Source organism: Brevibacillus brevis (genome assembly GCF_900637055.1).
In the GTDB taxonomy this organism is placed as follows: Bacteria; Bacillota; Bacilli; order Brevibacillales; family Brevibacillaceae; genus Brevibacillus; species Brevibacillus brevis.
This window is the reverse complement of sequence record NZ_LR134338.1, coordinates 1,637,006-1,656,678: the sequence shown is the minus strand read 5'-3', so window position 1 is coordinate 1,656,678 and position 19,673 is coordinate 1,637,006. Positions and strand designations below refer to the sequence as shown.

The following is a 19,673-nucleotide window of genomic DNA, read 5'->3' as shown; positions in this document are numbered from 1 at the left end:
ACTGAGATTGGCGAGAGATTAGTGCAAAAGCCAATTTCCCATGACCAGAACAACCGGGATGGACAAGAGCGCCAGCAAGGTGGAACAAACCGTCGTCATAGCCCCCATCTCCTCATCCGCCGCATAGCGCCCGAACAAGATCGAGGCTAATGTCAGGGTGGGCATTGCTACTTGCACAAGGGAAACGCTGACGATATCGCTGTCGATTGAAAAAACGGACAAAAGAAACGCCGTCATCAGCGGAAAAACAACTAATTTAAACGCGAGTGGCATACTCAAAAGCTTCAATGACACTTGCGGTTTGTTGCGCAAAAACATAGGCAAGAGCATACCAATGTACATCATGGCTAACGGAGAGGCGAGCTTGGACAGCGTTCCAAACAGCTGCTTCACAGGCTCAGGGGGCACAAACCCGATGATGGCAGAACCGAGTCCAAATACAATCGCAATCATCGGAATGTTGATGAGTGTTTTTAACCCTTTCAAGGAAAAGCTTCCTTTTTCCTGGAGCATCATTACGCCTACTGTCCATAGCACAACATCCACGCCTGCGTCGAAAATAGCTGCCAAGAGTGCCCCTTTAGGCCCAAACAATGCCGCACAAAGCGGCAAACCGATGAAGCCTGTATTCCCCAAGCCGGACAAGAGCGCAATCTCCCGACGCTTTTTCACAGGAAGCGGAAGTGCACGCGCCCCTAACCAGCCGATAAAAATGCCCAGGCAGTTTAGGATGATCGAAATGAAGAATATTGCAAAAATTTGGTATAAAATTTGTTGATCAATGGTTGTCTGAAAGATCCCGTCTAAAATGATGCACGGCATGGCAACGTTCACAATAATCGTGATGACGAGCTGGCGGGAGTCCGCAGTCAAGGGTTGCCGGTAGCCGATTAAGCTACCGATCCCAATGATGACGGCCATGATGAGGATGGACTGCTGCAACGTTTGTAGTTCCATGCTGCCCTCCTGCCTACATTTCTACCGGAAGCCATTCGAGTCCCGTCGGCTCCCCTTTTTCACATGTTCTTAGCAAATCTCCGCACAAAGGAACAACCTGCTCAAGCGGAACACACCAGGAAAGGGGAAAGGTAACCTCACTACCCTCGATGACGAGCGTGGACATCACCGCCGATTGCTTGTCTGCCGCAAGTACAAAGTGCTGCTCAGCCGGCTCGTGTTCTTTCCATTGCACCAATACTTTGCCGTTGTTCCCGCCTGCTACGACCAAATCCACATGGTCTCCATACGCTGCGTGAACCAACGTCCGTGTGACTCCATCCAGCTGGGCGATTTCCTTCAGCACTTCATGCCAAGCTACATGCTTTTGCTCCATTCCACTTCCATCTGTATACATACGCCAGTCGTTTAACATGTTGGTTGACTCCTTTTGTCGGTGCGCTCTCCTATGAAGAACAAGCACGTCATTGCTTGTAGGCCTTTCAATTCGTACTAATTGTACGCTTCTTGACGAGGAACCTCAACCTCTACTTCTGCGCCAAGTTTCCTCTCATGCACATAGCCACCGCATGAATGGAGAAACTTAAAAGAGATAACAAGTATAACGTTACTGTAGTGGTGGGGAGGAAACAGGAGAAAACGCTCAGCTTCTTGTCCCACCCGCTGTGGGATTCACTGCCCGCCTCCATGCAAAAAGCGAAACCGCGTCCAAAGTGGTCATTCCAGGTTGTAATTCAGAGGTGGACGCTTAAAGACGTGTTTCGCTTTTTGCATTCCGTCTCGGTCGGTGTACCAAAGATCTTCGCTGTTTTCTCCTGTTTCCTCTGCGAGCTTTCCGTGTTTACTCCGCTTTTTAAAGCTTTGAAAGAATGAAGGAAAGTTACGACAGAGAAGAATATTTCCAGACGTAGCGATTTGTGGAGTCCTACCAAGCGGAGAAGAGATTTGCGGGCAACAGAAACGCAACCGTGCCCCTACGTCGAAGCGGCTACCACTTTTGCGTTTCCCCGCAAATCCCTTCGGAGCGGACAGTCTCACCCCCCAGCAGGACGGAGCCTGGAGCCTAGACTGGAAATATTCTTCTCTTCACCGCAGCTGCATAGATCCCAATTCAAAGTAATCAAATAGGATTTAACAATTTAAAGATTGACAAAGGCATGAACGACCACTACTATGAATCCATGAAATCCGATTAACATAAAGGGGATTACAACATGAAAAAAGTCATTCTGTCTACCTTACTATCTTGTCTGCTACTGGGAATGGTTGGCTGCAGCACTTCCGGTTCACCTTCTCAGCCGAATAATACGACTCCGCCTGCTGATCAAGCAGCTTCGCAAAATTTGCTGGAAAAAGTGAAAGCCGAGAAGAAACTCGTCATTGGTACGGAAGGTACATACTCTCCGTTTACGTACCATGATCAGTCGGGCAAATTGACAGGCTATGATGTGGAGGTTGTCACGGAGGTTGCCAAGCGGCTCGGTGTAGAGCCTGTATTCCAGGAAACCCAGTGGGATGCCATGTTTGCGGGGCTTGACTCCAAGCGCTTTGACGTCATTGCCAACCAGGTAGGAATCCGTCCTGATCGTCAGGAAAAATACGATTTCTCCAAGCCATATACGATTTCCCGCGCGGTTTTGGTTACACACAAGGACAACGAAACTGTCAAAGAATTTAAAGATATTAAAGGTTTGAAAGCTGGACAATCCATGACCAGCAACTACGCTGATCTCGCACGCTCCAATGAGGCAGAAATCGTCGGTGTAGACAACTTCAATCAAGCGATTGACCTGATTGCACAAAAACGTGTGGACGTCGTGATCAACGATAATTTGTCGGTGCTTGATTTCCTGAAGCAAAAACCGGATACGCCAATCAAAGTCGTGGCGAAAAATGCAGACGGCCAACCAACCGCTTTCATGTTCCGTAAAGGAAGCACAGAACTGACTGATGCGATTAACAAGGTGCTCGATGAGATGCAGCAGGACGGCACTCTTTCCAAAATTTCCGTCAAATGGTTCGGCGAGGATATCACGAAGTAATTCTTAAACCTGAAGAAAACCTTTATCGAGGAAAACGCAAGGGGGAGCGACCGCGTTTATGCGGTAAGTTTTCATGCGCCTAAGAATTTAAATAAATTCTTAGGCGTTGACAAAATTGTCTGTCCCTTTTAGTATGATCCTATTCAATTTCACATCGGTTTAGTGGGGGTTAATTTATGAAAAAACTATTATTTTCCCTTCTCGCTTCCACTCTGTTAGTCGCATTGGCAGGTTGCGGTTCGTCTTCAACGGGACAGCCACCGCAAAATAGTGCCGCTCCTGCCCCAACAGAAGAGAAAAAAGAACAAAACTTGTTGGAAAAAGTAAAGGCCGAAGGTAAAATTTTGATCGGAACCGAGGGCACGTACGCGCCGTTTACGTTCCACGATCAGTCTGGCAAGCTGACGGGCTATGATGTAGAGGTCGTGACAGAGGTAGCGAAGCGCATCGGTGTAGAGCCTGTTTTTCAAGAAACACAATGGGATGCGATGTTCGCTGGACTTGACTCCAAGCGCTTTGATGTCGTAGCGAATCAGGTAGGTATTCGCCCTGATCGCCAGGAAAAATACGATTTCTCCAATCCATACACCGTATCCACAGCGGTCCTCGTCACTCATAAAGACAACACGACCGTAAAAGGCTTCGAGGATATTAAAGGTCTGAAAGCAGCGCAAACACTGACGAGCAACCTCACAGATATCGCGAAGAAAAACGGAGCGGAAATCGTCGGTGTGGAAGGCTTTAACCAAGCGATTGACTTGCTTGTTTCCAAGCGTGTAGACATTACGATCAACGACGGGATTTCCCTGTTGGACTTCATGAAGCAAAAGCCTGATGTTCCTATCAAAATCATCGCAAAAGATCCGAACGTAGCGAAAAACGGCTTCCTCTTCCGTAAAGGCAGCACAGAGCTGGTTGATGCATTCAACAAAGCACTGGATGACATGGCGAAAGATGGTACCCTCGCAAAAATATCAGAGAAATGGTTTGGTGCAGATGTCTCTAAATAGCTTCTTTGAAAACCCAGAACGCCTGAACCGATGGATCGATATCGCGCAAAGCTCCTTTCTTCCTCTATTGAAAGGAGCCTTGCTCTATTCTTTGACAATCGCCATCGCATCCTTTTTCATTGGTCTGATCATTGCGGTTCTCACTGCGCTGGCACGTCTATCCGGCATAAAGCCGCTGATTGCCATCGCCCGCTTTTATGTATCGATCATTCGCGGTACTCCTTTATTAGTCCAATTGTTCATCATTTTTTACGGCTTGCCGAGCATCGGCTTGATGATCGACCCGATACCGTCGGCAATCATCGGCTTCTCTCTCAGCGTCGGTGCCTACTCCTCCGAGGTGGTACGTGCCGCGATCTTGTCCATTCACAAAGGGCAATGGGAAGCAGCCTACTCCCTGGGGATGACCTACTGGCAAGCACTGCGCAGAGTCGTGCTCCCACAGGCAGCTCGCGTCTCCATTCCTCCTTTGTCCAACTCGTTTATTAGTTTGGTCAAGGATACTTCCCTGGCTTCAGTCGTTCTGGTACCAGAGATGTTTCGCAAAGCCCAAGAAGTCGTCGCTGCGACATATGAGCCGCTGCTGGTCTATGCGGAAGCGGCCCTTATTTACTGGGTGATTTGCTTCGTACTCTCCATTTTCCAGGATCGCATCGAAAACAAGCTGGACCGTTATGTCTAAAAAGCAGGTGAAAACGCATGATTACGATCACGGATGTGCATAAACAATTCAACACCTTACATGTACTCAAAGGCATTTCCCTCTCGGTAGAAAAAGGAAAAGTAGTCGTTATCATCGGTCCTTCTGGCTCCGGGAAAACAACCTTGCTTCGCTGCCTGAATGCACTTGAGGTTCCGACCAGCGGCAGCGTCCAGATCGGCGACGTCAAGCTGGACTTCTCCAAAAAAGTAGAGAGAACGAGTATTCCGAAGCTGCGGAAGCAGACTGGCATGGTGTTTCAAAACTACAATCTGTTCCCGCACATGACAGCCGTTGAAAATGTGATGGAGGGGCCTATCACTGTCAAAAAAGAAGACAAAGAAAAAGCGCGTGCGAAAGCCGCTGCTCTCCTGACAAAAGTAGGTCTCGGTGACAAGCTGGACCATTTTCCTGCACAGTTGTCAGGCGGACAGCAGCAGCGCGTAGGTATTGCCCGCGCACTGGCGATGGACCCGCAAGTCATGCTATTTGACGAGCCTACTTCCGCTCTCGACCCGGAGCTCGTTGGCGAAGTGTTGAAGGTGATGAAGGAGCTTGCCCAGGAAGGAATGACGATGATCGTCGTCACGCACGAGATGGGGTTTGCCCGGGAAGTTGCCGACGAGGTTATTTTCATGGACCAAGGCGTCATCGTCGAGCGAGATACACCCTCCCATTTGTTCGCACAGCCGCGTGAGGAACGCACACGTCAGTTTTTGCAGCATTTGAAGTAATGACCAGAAAAAAGACTCTGTCTCTTTGTATAAGAGCACAGAGTCTTTTCTCTACTATGAAGCCTTACTCATCAAGGAAGGCAATTACGAGAAAAATGATGATGAGAATCCAAAGGAAACCGCCCCCAAAAAAGCCACCGCGATTGCAACCCATAATCTTCCTCTCCTCTCGTTGAGATCAGATGGACGCACCGATCTGCTGGCAAGGATCAGTACTGCATTCAGCTTATGACAACCGCATCTCTCCTGTATGGATGCCTGTCTATTCCAGCGATCAAAAAGGAAAAAACGGGTGCCTGCCCCTCAGCATTTATACAAATAACCTAAAATTAACAAATGCTTCATGTTCTCTCTACTCTTCCTTAACATCAGACATCTATCATGAATGTGTCAGACCCTACGATGGACATTACGTCCTCCATTTCCGCCCGAATAGCCCCCTTCTACATCGGGCGGGCTTTTTTTCATTGCCGCAAACCTATAAAATATGGATAAATAGACCATTTTAGCGGAGAGAGGGATTATTCGTGGAAGAGTATAAACAGGCGTTAGCGCAATATATTGACGCTACTAATACACATGACTTTGCCAATGTAGAAAAAGTGCTCCATCCGAATGCCATTTACTGGTTTTCTGACAAGACTTGTACATCCATGAGCGAGATCCGCGCTTACTTTGAAAATGCATGGCATCTGATCAAAGATGAAGTCTATGGGGCTACGGATGTCCAGTGGATTGCTGTCGATCAAAGATCCGCAAGCTGTGTATATACGTATCAATATCAAGGCTATTACAACGGGGAATTCGTCACGGGAAGTGGCAGAGCCACGAATATCTTTACAAAAACAGAGACAGATGAATGGAAGCTCATTCATGAGCATTTGAGCGGCAAAGTTGAGTAAGCCCAAAAATAAAAGCCTCGCTAGGAAGCAAGGCTTTCTTGGTAAGTCGAGACCCCTCGTGAAAGGGGTCTCGTATTGTTTTTTATCGACTAAAAAGGGATTCGCTCTGAATGAATCACATACTGATGCTGAGCAGCCCAGTCTTGGAGACCATCCCAGAATGCTTCGCAAGCGGTAACGATTTTTGCTGGATCAGTCAAATCTCCCGCCATTACCAAAATGGCTACCTGATCGAATCCAGCCGGACGATTCGGCAATTCCAGCGCTTCCGGCAAAACCTTGGCCCCTGTCGAGTAAAGCTTCCTGTTGTGCAGCCCGATCAACATTGCACCGTATTGGGCAAACTGCATGGCCAAGTAGGGCAGATAGGTATGTGGGCCGTTTAGATTTACGTTTCGCAACTTGCCGATAAACTCGTACATTTCCCCTACGAGAATACCGTTGATTCCCTCTGTGAAATCTTCCTGCGATGGTGATTCTGCTGCTTTTTTGAGCGTTTCAAAAAAGCCCTTTGGATCATATAGACTCAGCGGAGAAAAAAATGGGCCATGTGTCAGCGGCCAATCATCCTCGACAGTAGCGGCAGTGTTCAGCAAAACATCTGCACTGCATACATTGACTTCAGCCTTCCAAGGTCCCGCTGACCATTCGTAGCTAAATTCTATTTCTTCCCCTGATTCTTCTAGTACGCAAAACATCTCGATATCCGAATAAGGGCCGTCTGTCCCTCGAGAAATGGAACCATACACCCCAATGGCGAGAACTTTTTCTTTGTACACTTCATGCAATCGCGCAGCAATTTCTTGGCAGGTTTGAAATCGTTCACTTCGAGAAATTTTTACAGGTCCATTCATGTTCATTGACGTCCATCTCCCTTGCTATATTTTGGGGTGAGCTGACACAAATACATGAATGGAGGACCTCGGGATTAACGGGGGACTTTTTTTGGATGCATGTAAACTTCCTCCCATCGACCAGATCGTAAGGCTCGTAATGATATGCATTTTACCAAGGAAAGGAAAATCTTACGAGTGATTTTTATTTGTGGTGGAAGCATGGGCGTTGTCAATAGCCGATTGAATATACGCTTGTAGTGTATCGATGAAGGTACGAGCGGCGAACCCCATATATTTGTCCGTGCGATAGATCAGACAGATGTCTTGGCTGGGTGTGGGACTCACGAGGTTGATGATCGCAATCCCGTCGTCGTTTACGTTTTGCAGCAATAAGCTAGGCAGGATACAGCCCCCGATCCCCTTTTTTACAAGAGTCAATAGAGACAGGAGTGTGGTCGTTTCGATAGGAGGCTGCAAGCGAAAGCCTTCCTGTAGGCAATAGCGATTGATGAGCTGTCTCGCTTGATGATCTGGCGGAAACATCACCATTTTCACATCTTGAAGCTGCTCAAATTTGATTGCCTTTTCCTTGGCAAGTGGATGTGCGGTATGAACCGCCAGTGCGAACTCTTCATGAAACAGTGGAATGACAGTGATTCTCTCATCCGGCTCAGGTAAAACAGTCACGCCCAAATCAATCTCGCCGGATATGATTTGCTCCACGATTCTTGTAGACTCAATGACGGATAAGGATGTTTTCGGATACAAGCGGTGGAATTCTACAAGAAGAGCATCAAACAACAAGTCAGCATCTCCAGGCAAGACACCGATCGTGAGCGTGCCTCCTTCGTTGTTTTTCATGGCAGCAATCGCTTCTCGTGCGTAGTCGATATGGGAAAAAACATGCCGACTCTGTTCCAGCAATACCTTCCCTGCTTCCGTCAAGGCGATTCGCTTGCCCAAACGGTCAAACAGCGGGACACCCAGCTCACTCTCTAAAAACTTGATTTGCTGGCTGAGATTGGACTGCGAGGTACACAGCTTTTCTGATGCCCGGGAAAAATGCATTTCTTCACATATTGCCATAAAATACTCCAATTGCCTGAGCTCCATTGCCTCACCTCTTACGCCTATTATCATTTTTACTAATCATTCTAATCGGAAAAGTATGATTGTTGCGATTTCCCCTACGACGTACACTTTAGTTGACGGTAAGATCACTGTCAATCATAGGAAAATGATAGGGAGGTTTTGTCTCATGTCTCAAAGCATGATCACTACAGCCACATCCGTTCGTCAAATTGGCCTGCAACAGATTCCCATGATTCCTGAGGAGCTATTGGATGTTCAATCCCCCGCTTTTTCAAATACACTTCGCTGGAATATCGGCCACATCGTCTTTTGTTTTCAGCATTTCCTATCCATCGGCTTGCCCTACCAGTCCGACCTGCCCGCTTCTTACGCTACTCTTTTTCAGACGGGAACGAAGCCCTCTGACTGGACGACTGCACCACCCTCGAAAGATGAGCTGATTCACTATTTGTCTGTACAGCTAGAACTGCTGTCCTCCGTCACCCCTGCTGAGCTAGAGGCAGCTTTGCCAGCCCCCATTACAATGGGTCCCTTCCAGTTTACAACGGTTGGAGAAGTCTTTAACTTTGCCGTCATGCACGAGTCCATCCATCTGGGGATCATCTCGAGCATGGTAAAAGTCGTAGCACAGGAAGCAACAGCAAAGTAATGGCAAAAAAACGAGACCTTCGAATGGTCTCGTTTTTTTCGTTTATTCGAACCGAGTGAACTTTTCTTCGGCAGGTGTGCGCGTGCGTGCTGCTGGTACATTTTCCTGATCGAAAAAACCGAGGTGCAGGAAACCAACGATTTTCTCTCCTGGCGCAACCCCCAAGATGGCGTGTGCCTTCGGGTCCCAGTTGTGCGCGTTTGTTTTCCAGACGACACCTAGTCCACGCTCCCATGCGAGCAACTGGAAGTTTTGAATGAGAGCAGCCGTCGCACTGAAATCTTCTTCCCATTGTTTCTGGCGCGGATCTTCTTTCATGATAACGACCAAATAGGCTGCCGGTTGGTTGTACATGTCTCTGCGCGCCTGATGGGCCTCTGGAGGATAGCAAGTGATCAACTTCTCTACAAACGCTTCTTTTTTCTCTGAAGATACAAACATAAATCTCCACGGCTCACGAACACCATGGTTTGGCGCGTACACTGCGTCATTCAACAGCTCCAGAACAAGTTCTTCGGACACAGTATCTGGTTTATAATCTTTTTTAATAGAGCGGCGCTCTCGAATGATTTTGGCAATGGACACAACGGTCACCCTCTTCTCTTAGACTTTCACACTTTGATAATGGTTATCAGTCTTATTCAGAACATATGTTATCGCTAACACTCGGCAAAATCAAGTAAGAAGTAAACGAAACTGCACACCACGCTTACAGGGATATGGTAAACTTTTGGACGAGGAGGGATGTAGATTGGACGAACAGCGCCCAGCTCTCATAAAGCCCGGATTTTTCAGTATCGATGCGCCAGCAGACAGGCGACGCAACGAATTTGACTTTCATAATGAAGCACTGCTTTTCCACCAGCAGCCAGTCGATTTTGTTTTTTTTGGTGATTCCATCACGCATTGGTGGGATCTCGCTACCTTTTTTGGCCGGTCGGGTCAGACGATCGTCAATCGTGGAATCGGCGGTGACACTACCGAACAGGCCCGCAGACGTTTTGCCGCGGATGTCCTTCAATTGAAGCCACGTTACGTGGTGATCATGATCGGGATTAACAATACGTGGGCGTTGGATACATTCTTGCCTTCCGACCGACTGACACCCCAAGAAATTTGCCAGCAAGTGACAAGTGATGTAGAAGCAATGGTGCATGCGGCTCTCGAGCAAGGCATTCAGCCCATTCTTTGTTCCCTCTTGCCTACTTGTATGGACCGATACGCACGCAACCGTGAGCGAAACGAGCTCGTCGTCGCTATCAATGAACGTTTTCAAGCTTTTGCAAAACAAGCAGACTGTCTGTATGTCGATTATCACTCCCGCATGACGGACGCAGATGGCATCACACTGCGCAAGGAATTGGCTGACGACGGGCTTCATCCGCATGTCCTCGGCTACCAGCTCATGGCGACCGTTCTGCGCGATACACTTTCTGCACATGACATCCCACTTGGCACACCATCGTGAATGAAAAAAGGATGCGGCTTCTTATGCCCATCCTTTTTTGCTGCTTATTCCGGTCGACGGTCCGTCAGCCAATGTCCACCTGCGATTTTGCCTACTGATGCCATCAAAACAGACAAATGGGACGTGCCATCAATGCCTAAATACTCGTTCATGTCATGATCCATCCAGTGACCAATCGTCGTTACCCCTAGCCCCAGTCCGTTTGCTACCAAATGCAGGTTCTGCGACACGTGCCCGGAATCCCACCAAATATAGCGGTACGCACGCTCTTTGTATTTGTCTTTCGTGCGATCCACCATCGCTGTCCAAACAAAATTGACAGCAGCCCGTCTCGTCACCTCTTGTTCTTCGGTGAACAGATAGGCGATCTCGGATGTGTCTTCTCTCTTCAGTCCCTCCAAGCACCAATTCTGTACATCCAGGTGATACAGACCTTTCTCCAGTCCCTCCACGTTGTTAATCATCAGGTACGTCTCAATCGGATACAAGGCACCTGCAGACGGAGTCGTGCGTAATTGATAGTCTCCCATATCATCTGTGATGCCCTGTGTACCCCACAGCAGGAGATTCAATTCGTTAAGTGTCATGGGCTGCTTCAAGAAATTACGCTTGGATCTTCGATTGGCGAGGACCTCCCACAAATCCACGGACGCTGGAAACTCCGGCTTGCCCAAGTCAATGCGGGTAAATACCTCTTCATAGCGCAAATACGTCGCCGGTCTTTTCGAAAAATCGTAACGAGAGGCCCAGCCTTTTTCCAGCTCGCCCACCCGGTAAGAGGTCGCCTCGATAAATTCATTTGCAATTCGCTGCCATTCGGGATGCATCTATGTTCCTCCTCGTATTTTCTTGGTGGTGATGCCTTTTACTATACGAAGCTCTTTTCCATTAGTAAAACAATGATTTATAATATTTTTCATTAGAGAAAACTAATGAAAGGAACAAGGAGACATGACGCTTACCCAACTGCAAGTGTTTGTCGCCGCAGCAAAAGCTGGAAGCTTTACGCGGGCAGCAGAAGAAATCGGCTTTACGCAATCCGCCGTCTCGCAAATGATTCAGGCCCTGGAAAAAGAGCTAGGCGTCAGTCTTTTTCAGCGAAGTCGCAGCGGGATCACTCCGACGAGCATCGGAGAGCGAATGCTTGGGCACGCTCGCGACATTTTGAACATCACATCCTGCATGACGGAGGAAGCAAACGTGGCACGCGGGATTGCGTCCGGCACCCTGCGCATTGCCTCGATCCCCAGCGTTGCCTCCCGCTTCTTGCCCGGACTTTTGGGCGACTTTCGCAAGCGGTTTCCGGCCGTGGACATCCTGCTTTTGGAAGGCGATAGTGATGAAATTAGCAACTGGCTGCACAGCTCGGTTGTTGACATTGCCTTTACCGTTTTGCCTGATAAGGAAATGCAAACGTTGCCGCTCTTGCAAGACGAAATGATGGTCATTTTGCCAGATACCCATCCGTTAAAAGACAGTCAGACCCTTCGTTTTTCCGAAATCGCGGAGCGTTGTTTTATCATGCCAAAGGATGGCTGCATCCGAAAAATGCTGCAAGAGAATCACATCAATCCAACAGTTACGTTTGAAGTGCGTGAGGTGTATACGATTTTGACCATGGTTCAGGAGTATATCGGCGTCACCATCATGCCTGAGCTGTACATGCCACCTGTCATCCCCAAGGTTGTAGCGATCCCTCTGTCACCCCCGATTACAAGGGAAGTGGTGCTCGCGGTGCGCAACTGGCAGTCGATCTCCCCGCTCACGGCAGAGTTCGCCGTTCACAGCCAGCAATATGTAAAAGGCATGGACTTCACGCCAACGAGCAAGTAGCCACACGAACAAAGCCCTCGCCTATTGGGGGGATTGGCGGGGCTTTTTGTGTACAAGATGCTCTGTTAGCCATTTTTCAAATTTATTGGCACTCATGATTTCATGGGTAATAAATTCACCATGATAAAACAAGCCAAAGGTCGTCCATATGACAGGCGCGTTCTGTGCTGCTTCTCTCGTTGTCAACCTGTACGCATGAAAGGGGACACTTTTCGCTTCCGCTACTTTTCTCAGCTCTTCCAAAACACCAACAGCAAATGGACACTGTGCTGTGTAATAAATGGTGACACCTTTCTCCTTTGAAGAAGTCGTTCCTGTTTTCTTAAAGGACGGCATAGCAGCTTGTCCATTCCATTTCCATGCCACTAATTGAAAATACGGTTCTGCTTGGTCTGCCAGTTCAAACCCCATATGTTCAAAAAAACGTCTCTCACTCAAATACGGGTACTTGTTCTTCCCTACGATATGAACGATTCCGTCCATGCCTCGTTTGATGGCATCTTCCTTGCAATGATGCAACAATTGTTTCGCATACCCGTTCTCTTTATATCTGCCAGACACCCACAAGCAGTTGATATACATATAATTGGGCGCTTCAATAGGAACCCATGCCATTTCCGCAGGCAAGTATTCAATAAACACTTTTGCCCGCTCATCCAAGCGATAAAAAACCAATCCTTCATCCATTCGCTCTGTCAGCCACTTCTTCTTCTCGGCTACTGCATTCTCGTATTGTTTTGCACCTAATGCACAGCATATGTGCTCCGTTTCTATATTCTTTTTCGTGATTTCTATATACCCCATTTTCTTCCATCCCCACCTTTCCTCTGCTTTTATCTCATATTGCGGACGATTTGACCCAGTCTTTCGATGCCGGATTCCAAATCGGCGATCGACGAGTACCCATACGACAGCCGCACATATCCTTCTTGCGTCTCCCCGTAAATATTGCCCGGATTCAGCAGAATGCCCTGGCGTTTCGCTGCTGTAAAGAGCTCCATCATCGAGAGCTTTTCGTTCATTTTCAGCCAGATGAAAAATCCTCCGGCAGGCACTTCCCACGTCGCGAGTTCACTCATGTGCTTCGTAAGCGCCCGGATGGCAGCCGCTCGTCTCGTAACAAGCTGCTCTCTGACCTTGTGCATATGCTTTTCATACAAGCCACTCGCCAGCCACTCCTCCGCCACACGTTGCGATAGAGAGCTGACACCGTAGTCCGTCTGCATCTTGATATCGGCCAGACGTTCGATAACTGGCTCAGGCCCCACTACCCATCCAATCCGCAAGCCGGGGGTCAGTGTCTTGGACAGGCTCCCAATGTACAGGACATGTCCATGTTTATCTCTTGCCTTGAGCGGCAGCGGTGGAGGCTCTTTCGTCCACAGCTCGCGGTAAATGTCATCCTCGATAATCGGCAGACGCTCTTCTTCACATACCCGCAGCAGCTCCAGCCGGCGTTTTTCTGTCATCAGGATGCCTGTTGGATTATGAAAGCAAGGATTGGTGTACAGAATCGCACCATGCTCCTGTTTTCGCCTCGCATAGATCGCCTGTGCAATCATCCCCTGGCGATCCATCGGCAATCCCGCAAGCTCCATCCCCGCCGACTGGAACACATGCAAGGAATTGAGATACGAAGGCTGTTCCAAAAACACGGTTGAACCTCGATGCAATAACCCGACCGAAATCAGCTGGAGCGCCTGCAATGCACCAGACACGATTAAGACAGAAGACGGTGAAGCTGCAATTCCTTGTCGTCCGACATAATCACTGACCGCTTGGCGCAGGGGGAGGTACCCTCTCGGCTCTTCATATCCAAATCCGCTTAGATTCCTCGTCACCCGCTCCATGACTTGCTTCATCGCATCGACTGGAAACATGTCTGGGGAGAGCTCGCCTTTGCTCAGCTGAATCAGGTCTGCCTGGAATTCACGCTTATTGATTTCTTGAACCGCCGTCATGCTTGGCTTGTGCAATCCAGATCGGACATACTCACTCCAATCCGGAGGTGGTGTCGTAGCCAACAGTGTCCAGGTGTTGTTGACGACGACAGTGCCCATCCCCAGCTTTCCCTCGATCAACCCGTCTGCGGTCAACTCCTCCAATGCCGCAATGACCGTGCTCCGATTGACCTCGAACGATTGTGCCAATTCGCGTTGGCTGGGGATTTTGCTGCCAATCGGCCATTCTCCTGTCGAAATTTTTTCTTTGATAAAATCAATAATTTTCCGATATTTCGGCAACCGTTTCTCTCTGTGCAACCTGATCGATCCCCTTTGTCTTCCTCATCTTTGTAGGTAAAAGTGGTTGGTTTTTTTGATAGCCGAGTGGTTGCAGATATTTTACCACTTCTTGATTACCATGAAAAAGAAAGAAGAAGCAGTGAATAGCTGGTTGGTTTTTTCATTCAAAGGAGGGAAGTTATCTTGTTTCATCATGTCAGAAGTCGTATTTTCGCTGCACATGCCATCAGCATTTTGTTATGGGCCTCGGCCTTTGCTGGTATTCGCGTTGGGCTGCAAGCCTACTCGCCGGAGCATCTGTCGCTGCTTCGCTTTCTGATCGGCTCTCTTTTTCTCGGGATACTCGCACTCTTTTTCCGCATCCGTCTGCCGGAGTTAAAGGATGTCCCAGCTATCCTTATGCTTGGGGGCTTGGGTTTCGCCGTTTACCATACAGCACTCAACTACGGCGAGATGACTGTAAGTGCAGGTGTAGCCAGCCTTTTGGTCACGACGACGCCGATCTTTTCGGCTCTCCTCGCTCTCCTATTTTTCCGGGAGCATTTCGGAGTGAGAGGCTGGTTAGGTGCACTGATCAGTTTTCTCGGAGTCGCCATCTGCTCGATTGGCACAGGGGAGACTCTTCTATTAACAGACGGAATATTCTTGATTTTGTTGGCAGCCATTAGCGAAAGCATTTACTTTGCGTTTCAGAAGCCATTCGTAGAAAAATACGGTGTTTTCGCGTTTACCGCCTACACCTTATGGGCAGGTACCTTATGTATGCTCTTCTTTCTGCCCGGGCTTGGCACAGCGATAGCCCAAGCGCCTTGGGATGTGACACTCAGTGCTGCGTATTTGGGCATTTTCCCTAGTGTTGTTGCTTATTTGTCCCTCGCCTATGTGACTTCTGTCGTTGGTACATCGGAGGCTACTACCTCCCTTTACATGACGCCAGTGCTTGCTTTTCTGATTGCTTGGGTGTGGCTGGGTGAAGGTCCTACGCTTGTGACGATGGCTGGTGGCGTTGTGACGCTTATCGGTGTCCTGCTCTCCACGATGAAGCCTCGGTTATCCAGAAGGACTGTCAAGCACCAAGCCTTTTAGAAACGCCAATATTTCCATGCTTGTCGCTAGCGGCGCATCGATCGGCATCAAGTGCTTGGAATTTGGAATGACTACCGTTTTGCTTTGCGGATGCCTCGTAACCTTTTGGATGAGAGAGAGCTTCACATCGAGCTTTGGCTCTGTCTCCGCCGGGAGAAACAGAACCGGGCATCTCATTTGTGCGTAGGCATCTTCATAGTGCAAATCACAGACTGTTTCCATGATTTGAAGGTTAATCGCAGCGGGTATCTGATACGTGATCAGCCCATCAGACAGAGGGTAGATCGTCACGTGCTGAAACCATTTTTCGTAATACGGGTCCCACGGATACCAATGCTGCCTCGCGTACGGAGCGAACTCCTCTCGATGCTGGAACGCTGGCACTGTACGCTTGCGATACTGCTCCAAAATATCAGCTTTTGATCCTTCCCGCTCGCCATTCGGGCCCACAAAATCAATCATGCCTGAATCCAGATTGATCAGTGATCGCACGCGGTCAGGGTACGTCGCTGCAAAAAAGGTGGCGAAATCTCCGCCGAGAGAATTGCCAATCAGATGGGCTCTTTCTACTCCTGTATGATCGAGAACTGCCCGTATATCCTCACATTGCGTACCGATATCGTAGCCAGTAGCCGCATGCTCAGATTGGCCATGCCCACGCAGATCCATACAAATGATGTGGAAATCCTCTGAAAAATAAGGTAACATGTCGTTCCAGATGGACGAGGTCCCTCCTTGGGGGTGCAAGAACAAAATCGTTTCACCATTTCGCGCACCTTCCAACACATGCAACCTTGTCTCCTGCTGATAAACCGTCAGTGACTTCACGTTGACTCATCCTTTCATTCGTTTTAGCTTAAGCGAGGAATACGTATGAACCGAACAGGTCGTTTACTTGAACTGCTTGCGCTTTTCCACACAGGAAAAACCTTTACCGTGGGTGACTTAGCCGATACGTTGTCCGTGTCCAAACGAACCATGCTGCGTGACTTGCACTTGCTCAGCGAGGCAGGTGCGCCCTTGCAAGCTTCCCCCGGTCCTGGCGGTGGATACAGACTGATTCGATCTCATCAGCTGGCGCCCCTTGCCCTCACGACAGAGGAAGCCGTTGCTCTGATTTTGTCGTATGAAGCTCTTCTCTCCTATACAGACAAGCCATTTGCAAAAGAAACTTTGTCTGTGATCGCCAAGCTGCTTGCGAGTCTTCCCACAGATCCTTTGACTAGAGTAGAGCAGCTTCGCAAAAAACTGCGGGTGACGAACCCGAGCAGAAGGGTGGAGGCTCCCTTTTTGCGGCCGCTGTTGGATGCTGCTCTGTCACAACAAACTGTGGAAATTGCGTACGACTCTCTCAACCGACAAAGCACCAGAATCATTCAGCCCGATTATTTGTATGCCTTCGATGGCTACTGGTACTGCAAATGCTTCTGCTTTCTCAGGGGATGCACAGTCAAGCTGCGTGTTGACCGCATCCAAGCCATGATGATTGTCGATGCCCCTTCCGTCGTCCCTGATCCGCATGTCTCGCAGTATGAAGAACCAGAGCAGCTTCCCCTGCGAATTCGTTTGACGAGAAAAGGCTGTAAACTAGCCGAAAGCCACCATCAATTCGGTAATCAGATTACGCTTCTGGCAGATGGCTCCGGTTTCATTACCGACACCGTCGCTCTCTCCGAAATAGATTGGGTAGCCCGGTTTGTACTTGGTCTGGGAAGAGAAGCGACAGTAGAGGAGCCTGCTGAACTAATCGACTGGCTGCGTAAAGAGCTTCATGCTCTGTGTCATTTTTATCCCGGTTGAACGCCACTCTGTTCGGTCCTGAGATGAGCATAGCAACAAATGGTGTCAATAGATGTCAGTAATAAGAAAAGCCAGGAAGAGCCTCTTCCTGGCTAGTGCTGCATACCGAGCTCTGCCGCCAACACGAGAAACATCGCATGCGACCAAAGGAGCGGCACAGCGGGATGTCCTGCCCTCTCGACCCACCACTCATAATGCGCCGGAGAAAGCAAATGCTCCTGCACTTGTTCAGGCAGTCCGCTCGCTTGCCGCTGAGAAATAATCCACGCGGCTATCTTTTCCGCTTCTTCACGCCTGCCCGTTTTCACGTAATACCAGCCCAACCACGCAGATAACAGCAGCCACTGTCCCCCGCCGTAATACGTATCAGCCGGGTAGCGATGCACACCGTACCCTGCGCGCAGCTCCTCTTCGATGGCCTGCACGGTCCGGATCATGAGCGGATCATCTACGGTGACAATCCCATACGGCAGTGCCAGCCAGAGCAGACTTGCATCTACAGAATGATCCCCGACTGATTTTATCAATCGCCCGTTGGCTGTGCCATGCTCGCGTATAAATTGGCGAATGGTCTCTCCTTGCCAAGCGAGTTCGGAAGCTCGGTCGGACAAATAAGGCTCCATCGCCTTGAGCCCGGCATAAATGGCTCCTAGCGTCACCGGATGGATTCGGTCTCCTCCTTCTTCCCAGCAATCAAAGTTAGGGAGCTGCCAGCACGTCACTACATAGTCAATCGTCAGTTCAATAGAAGGCTTCAGCTCGTGAATCAATTCATGCTCCCCACTCATCTGCACATGCTCAGCCAGCCCCCACAGCCATGTCCCGTAGCCATCTAGCTGAAAGCTGCCCCATTCGCCTGTTACTTCTTCGCCGTCAGCTGTATAGCGCGTATGCAAAAAGCGGTCGTTCCCCGCATCATTTTTATCAAAGCCTTTTTTTACTGCCGTAATGGCTGCTCTTGCCTTTGTCTCATGCTTTCGGATCACATCATCGCACCATTGGTAGAACTTGCGGGCGCTCTCATGGTTGCCGGTACGGTTCATCGCGTAGGCCGTAAATGTTCCATCACGGAGCCACGCATACTGATAGTGGACAAATGCGGGTGAAGCGAGATACGCCCCGGTACTCGCTTGATGCTGAAGGATCAACTTTACACTTTCCTCGATCAGGGTCATGGTTATTCCCCCTTATTCGGACAAGCCGCCGTCGTAACAAATACACTTGCTGCTCGTTTCCGGCTATGCTTTTATAGCATATGCAACCGACGTCCAAACGAAAACCCAATATGCACAGCAAAAGAAAACCCACCGGATGCGCATGTCCAGCGGGTTCTTGTGACAATTAATTTTGTGAAGGTACATCGGTATGTTCCGATTTCAGGTAATGCTGCAGCTCCTCATAAAAAGTCGGGTTGCAAGCCATCACGCTGCTTTTTTGATCGTACGGCAGTGGTGTCCCCATCATGGTCGTCACGCGGCCGCCCGCTTCCTCTACAATAATGCGAGCTGCCCCGAAATCCCACGCATTGAGCTGCATGCTGACGTAGCCATCCAGTCTTCCTGCAGCCACATATGCCATCTCCAGAGCGGCGCTTCCTAGCAGGCGCATTCCGCGAACCTTCCCGGCAAGCTTTTTCACGATCAAGTCGACGCCGATCTGCTCTGCGCGCTTGTTCCAAAATACGCTCGTGCATAACAAAGCCTGTTCTAAGCTCACTTCTCGATTCACCTGCAAGGGACGATCATTGAGAAAAGCCCCTTCCCCTTTTACCGCATAAAACAACTCGTCTCTGGAAGGATCGTAAACCGCTCCGACCATTCCCTCTCCCTTATGGTAGACGGCAATGGAGACGGAAAAATTGATTTGCTGATGAACAAAATTGGTCGTGCCATCAATCGGGTCAATGACCCAAAGCGTGTCATACTGCTTGTAGTCCTCCGCATGTGCACTCTCTTCTCCAAGAATGCCGTGATCAGGGAAGCGGGCAAGAATCATCTGAATGACGTGATTCTCCACTTCTTTATCTACGGCTGTAACAAGATCGGAGGCTGATGTTTTATACTCGACGGTAAAAGGCTCCTTCATTCGCTTCAGACTCAGCTCACCCGCTGAACGGGCGCATTGCAAAGCGAGCTCCTTGAGAGCCGCCAGTGTTGATGCTTGCACACGTATCGCCACCTAAAACTTGACTTATTTTTTCGCAAAGCACGCCCCTTTCTTCTAGAAAGAGAGGCTTCGATGTTTTATTTGAAAATGCTGAGACAGCTCGTGCTAAAAAACGGCCATGCTATATTGTTTAGTGTACCATACTTTACCTGCTG

Annotated in this window: 21 protein-coding genes; 10 read left to right on the top strand and 11 right to left on the bottom strand. The window is 49.1% G+C overall.

Translation table 11 applies throughout. The features are described from left to right. Window positions 1–18 precede the first annotated feature (18 nt). A complete protein-coding gene (locus EL268_RS08545) occupies window positions 19–957 on the bottom strand; it encodes an AEC family transporter (RefSeq protein WP_047071715.1) in 939 nt (312 codons plus the stop codon). A 13-nt stretch (window positions 958–970) separates the two neighbouring features. Further along, the gene (locus EL268_RS08540) at window positions 971–1,372 is read right to left on the bottom strand and encodes a hypothetical protein (RefSeq protein ID WP_106654451.1); all 402 of its coding nucleotides are present in this window, start codon (window positions 1,370–1,372) and stop codon (window positions 971–973) included. Window positions 1,373–2,171: 799 nt separating this feature from the next. Here EL268_RS08540 and EL268_RS08535 point away from each other — a divergent pair. From EL268_RS08535 to EL268_RS08515, 5 genes are all read left to right on the top strand, one after another. Beyond that, complete coding sequence (locus tag EL268_RS08535) at window positions 2,172–2,999, top strand: amino acid ABC transporter substrate-binding protein (protein WP_106654450.1); 828 nt, start codon at window positions 2,172–2,174, stop codon at window positions 2,997–2,999. 176 nt (window positions 3,000–3,175) lie between these two features. Beyond that, a complete protein-coding gene (locus tag EL268_RS08530; protein WP_106654449.1) occupies window positions 3,176–4,009 on the top strand; it encodes an amino acid ABC transporter substrate-binding protein in 834 nt (277 codons plus the stop codon). Further along, window positions 3,996–4,691: an amino acid ABC transporter permease gene (locus EL268_RS08525; protein WP_106654448.1), complete on the top strand. Its 696-nt coding sequence runs from the start codon at window positions 3,996–3,998 to the stop codon at window positions 4,689–4,691. The genes EL268_RS08530 and EL268_RS08525 overlap by 14 nt, the downstream gene beginning before the upstream one ends. 17 nt (window positions 4,692–4,708) lie before the next feature. Then, window positions 4,709–5,443: an amino acid ABC transporter ATP-binding protein gene (locus tag EL268_RS08520; protein ID WP_106654447.1), complete on the top strand. Its 735-nt coding sequence runs from the start codon at window positions 4,709–4,711 to the stop codon at window positions 5,441–5,443. A 527-nt stretch (window positions 5,444–5,970) separates the two neighbouring features. Continuing rightward, entirely contained in the window at window positions 5,971–6,345 is a 375-nt protein-coding gene (locus tag EL268_RS08515; protein ID WP_106654446.1) for a YybH family protein, read from the top strand. Window positions 6,346–6,434: 89 nt separating this feature from the next. On the opposite strand, the gene EL268_RS08510 is transcribed toward EL268_RS08515, so the two are convergent. Together EL268_RS08510 and EL268_RS08505 are read right to left on the bottom strand one after the other, a co-directional pair. Further along, entirely contained in the window at window positions 6,435–7,205 is a 771-nt protein-coding gene (locus tag EL268_RS08510; RefSeq protein ID WP_106654445.1) for an ANT(4')-I family aminoglycoside nucleotidyltransferase, read from the bottom strand. Window positions 7,206–7,370: 165 nt separating this feature from the next. After that, window positions 7,371–8,294 carry a LysR family transcriptional regulator gene (locus tag EL268_RS08505; protein WP_106654444.1) on the bottom strand — a complete coding sequence of 308 codons (924 nt, stop codon included), beginning with the start codon at window positions 8,292–8,294 and terminating at the stop codon, window positions 7,371–7,373. 145 nt (window positions 8,295–8,439) lie between these two features. Between EL268_RS08505 and EL268_RS08500 the strand changes: the two genes are divergently transcribed. Then, window positions 8,440–8,922 carry a DinB family protein gene (locus EL268_RS08500; RefSeq protein WP_106654443.1) on the top strand — a complete coding sequence of 161 codons (483 nt, stop codon included), beginning with the start codon at window positions 8,440–8,442 and terminating at the stop codon, window positions 8,920–8,922. A gap of 42 nt (window positions 8,923–8,964) precedes the next feature. On the opposite strand, the gene EL268_RS08495 is transcribed toward EL268_RS08500, so the two are convergent. Continuing rightward, complete coding sequence (locus tag EL268_RS08495; protein ID WP_174769446.1) at window positions 8,965–9,516, bottom strand: nitroreductase family protein; 552 nt, start codon at window positions 9,514–9,516, stop codon at window positions 8,965–8,967. 157 nt (window positions 9,517–9,673) lie between these two features. On the opposite strand from EL268_RS08495, the gene EL268_RS08490 reads away from it, so the two are divergent. Further along, complete coding sequence (locus tag EL268_RS08490) at window positions 9,674–10,390, top strand: GDSL-type esterase/lipase family protein (protein WP_106654441.1); 717 nt, start codon at window positions 9,674–9,676, stop codon at window positions 10,388–10,390. 44 nt (window positions 10,391–10,434) lie between these two features. On the opposite strand, the gene EL268_RS08485 is transcribed toward EL268_RS08490, so the two are convergent. Beyond that, window positions 10,435–11,217, bottom strand: coding sequence for a SagB/ThcOx family dehydrogenase (locus EL268_RS08485; RefSeq protein ID WP_106654440.1), 783 nt, complete (start codon window positions 11,215–11,217; stop codon window positions 10,435–10,437). A gap of 124 nt (window positions 11,218–11,341) precedes the next feature. Here EL268_RS08485 and EL268_RS08480 point away from each other — a divergent pair, with 124 nt between their 5' ends. Further along, window positions 11,342–12,223, top strand: coding sequence for a LysR family transcriptional regulator (locus EL268_RS08480; protein ID WP_106654439.1), 882 nt, complete (start codon window positions 11,342–11,344; stop codon window positions 12,221–12,223). Window positions 12,224–12,244: 21 nt separating this feature from the next. Here the strand turns inward: EL268_RS08480 and EL268_RS08475 are convergent, their stop codons facing one another. Together EL268_RS08475 and EL268_RS08470 are read right to left on the bottom strand one after the other, a co-directional pair. Continuing rightward, a complete protein-coding gene (locus EL268_RS08475; RefSeq protein ID WP_106654438.1) occupies window positions 12,245–13,027 on the bottom strand; it encodes a GNAT family N-acetyltransferase in 783 nt (260 codons plus the stop codon). 29 nt (window positions 13,028–13,056) lie between these two features. Beyond that, window positions 13,057–14,484 carry an aminotransferase-like domain-containing protein gene (locus EL268_RS08470; RefSeq protein ID WP_106654437.1) on the bottom strand — a complete coding sequence of 476 codons (1,428 nt, stop codon included), beginning with the start codon at window positions 14,482–14,484 and terminating at the stop codon, window positions 13,057–13,059. Window positions 14,485–14,649: 165 nt separating this feature from the next. Here EL268_RS08470 and EL268_RS08465 point away from each other — a divergent pair, with 165 nt between their 5' ends. Then, window positions 14,650–15,552, top strand: coding sequence for a DMT family transporter (locus tag EL268_RS08465; RefSeq protein ID WP_106654436.1), 903 nt, complete (start codon window positions 14,650–14,652; stop codon window positions 15,550–15,552). On the opposite strand, the gene EL268_RS08460 is transcribed toward EL268_RS08465, so the two are convergent. Continuing rightward, entirely contained in the window at window positions 15,517–16,380 is an 864-nt protein-coding gene (locus EL268_RS08460; RefSeq protein WP_106654435.1) for an alpha/beta fold hydrolase, read from the bottom strand. The two genes, EL268_RS08465 and EL268_RS08460, sit on opposite strands and share 36 nt — an antisense overlap. A 45-nt stretch (window positions 16,381–16,425) precedes the next feature. On the opposite strand from EL268_RS08460, the gene EL268_RS08455 reads away from it, so the two are divergent. After that, window positions 16,426–17,352: a helix-turn-helix transcriptional regulator gene (locus EL268_RS08455; protein ID WP_106654434.1), complete on the top strand. Its 927-nt coding sequence runs from the start codon at window positions 16,426–16,428 to the stop codon at window positions 17,350–17,352. Between the two features lie 92 nt (window positions 17,353–17,444). Here the strand turns inward: EL268_RS08455 and EL268_RS08450 are convergent, their stop codons facing one another. Together EL268_RS08450 and EL268_RS08445 are read right to left on the bottom strand one after the other, a co-directional pair. Next, on the bottom strand, window positions 17,445–18,527 hold the full coding sequence (locus EL268_RS08450; RefSeq protein WP_106654433.1) for a glycoside hydrolase family 15 protein: 1,083 nt from the start codon (window positions 18,525–18,527) through the stop codon (window positions 17,445–17,447). A gap of 166 nt (window positions 18,528–18,693) precedes the next feature. Then, entirely contained in the window at window positions 18,694–19,518 is an 825-nt protein-coding gene (locus EL268_RS08445) for an inositol monophosphatase family protein (RefSeq protein ID WP_106654432.1), read from the bottom strand. Window positions 19,519–19,673: the final 155 nt, after the last annotated feature.

Coding starts and splice junctions, on each gene's coding strand:
- EL268_RS08475 (WP_106654438.1), bottom strand. CDS start 13,027: ATGGGGTATATAGAAATCACGAAAAAGAATATAGAAACGGAGCACATA.
- EL268_RS08520 (WP_106654447.1), top strand. CDS start 4,709: ATGATTACGATCACGGATGTGCATAAACAATTCAACACCTTACATGTA.
- EL268_RS08545 (WP_047071715.1), bottom strand. CDS start 957: ATGGAACTACAAACGTTGCAGCAGTCCATCCTCATCATGGCCGTCATC.
- EL268_RS08455 (WP_106654434.1), top strand. CDS start 16,426: ATGAACCGAACAGGTCGTTTACTTGAACTGCTTGCGCTTTTCCACACA.
- EL268_RS08525 (WP_106654448.1), top strand. CDS start 3,996: ATGTCTCTAAATAGCTTCTTTGAAAACCCAGAACGCCTGAACCGATGG.
- EL268_RS08535 (WP_106654450.1), top strand. CDS start 2,172: ATGAAAAAAGTCATTCTGTCTACCTTACTATCTTGTCTGCTACTGGGA.
- EL268_RS08480 (WP_106654439.1), top strand. CDS start 11,342: ATGACGCTTACCCAACTGCAAGTGTTTGTCGCCGCAGCAAAAGCTGGA.
- EL268_RS08485 (WP_106654440.1), bottom strand. CDS start 11,217: ATGCATCCCGAATGGCAGCGAATTGCAAATGAATTTATCGAGGCGACC.
- EL268_RS08530 (WP_106654449.1), top strand. CDS start 3,176: ATGAAAAAACTATTATTTTCCCTTCTCGCTTCCACTCTGTTAGTCGCA.
- EL268_RS08500 (WP_106654443.1), top strand. CDS start 8,440: ATGTCTCAAAGCATGATCACTACAGCCACATCCGTTCGTCAAATTGGC.
- EL268_RS08510 (WP_106654445.1), bottom strand. CDS start 7,205: ATGAACATGAATGGACCTGTAAAAATTTCTCGAAGTGAACGATTTCAA.
- EL268_RS08505 (WP_106654444.1), bottom strand. CDS start 8,294: ATGGAGCTCAGGCAATTGGAGTATTTTATGGCAATATGTGAAGAAATG.
- EL268_RS08540 (WP_106654451.1), bottom strand. CDS start 1,372: ATGTTAAACGACTGGCGTATGTATACAGATGGAAGTGGAATGGAGCAA.
- EL268_RS08450 (WP_106654433.1), bottom strand. CDS start 18,527: ATGACCCTGATCGAGGAAAGTGTAAAGTTGATCCTTCAGCATCAAGCG.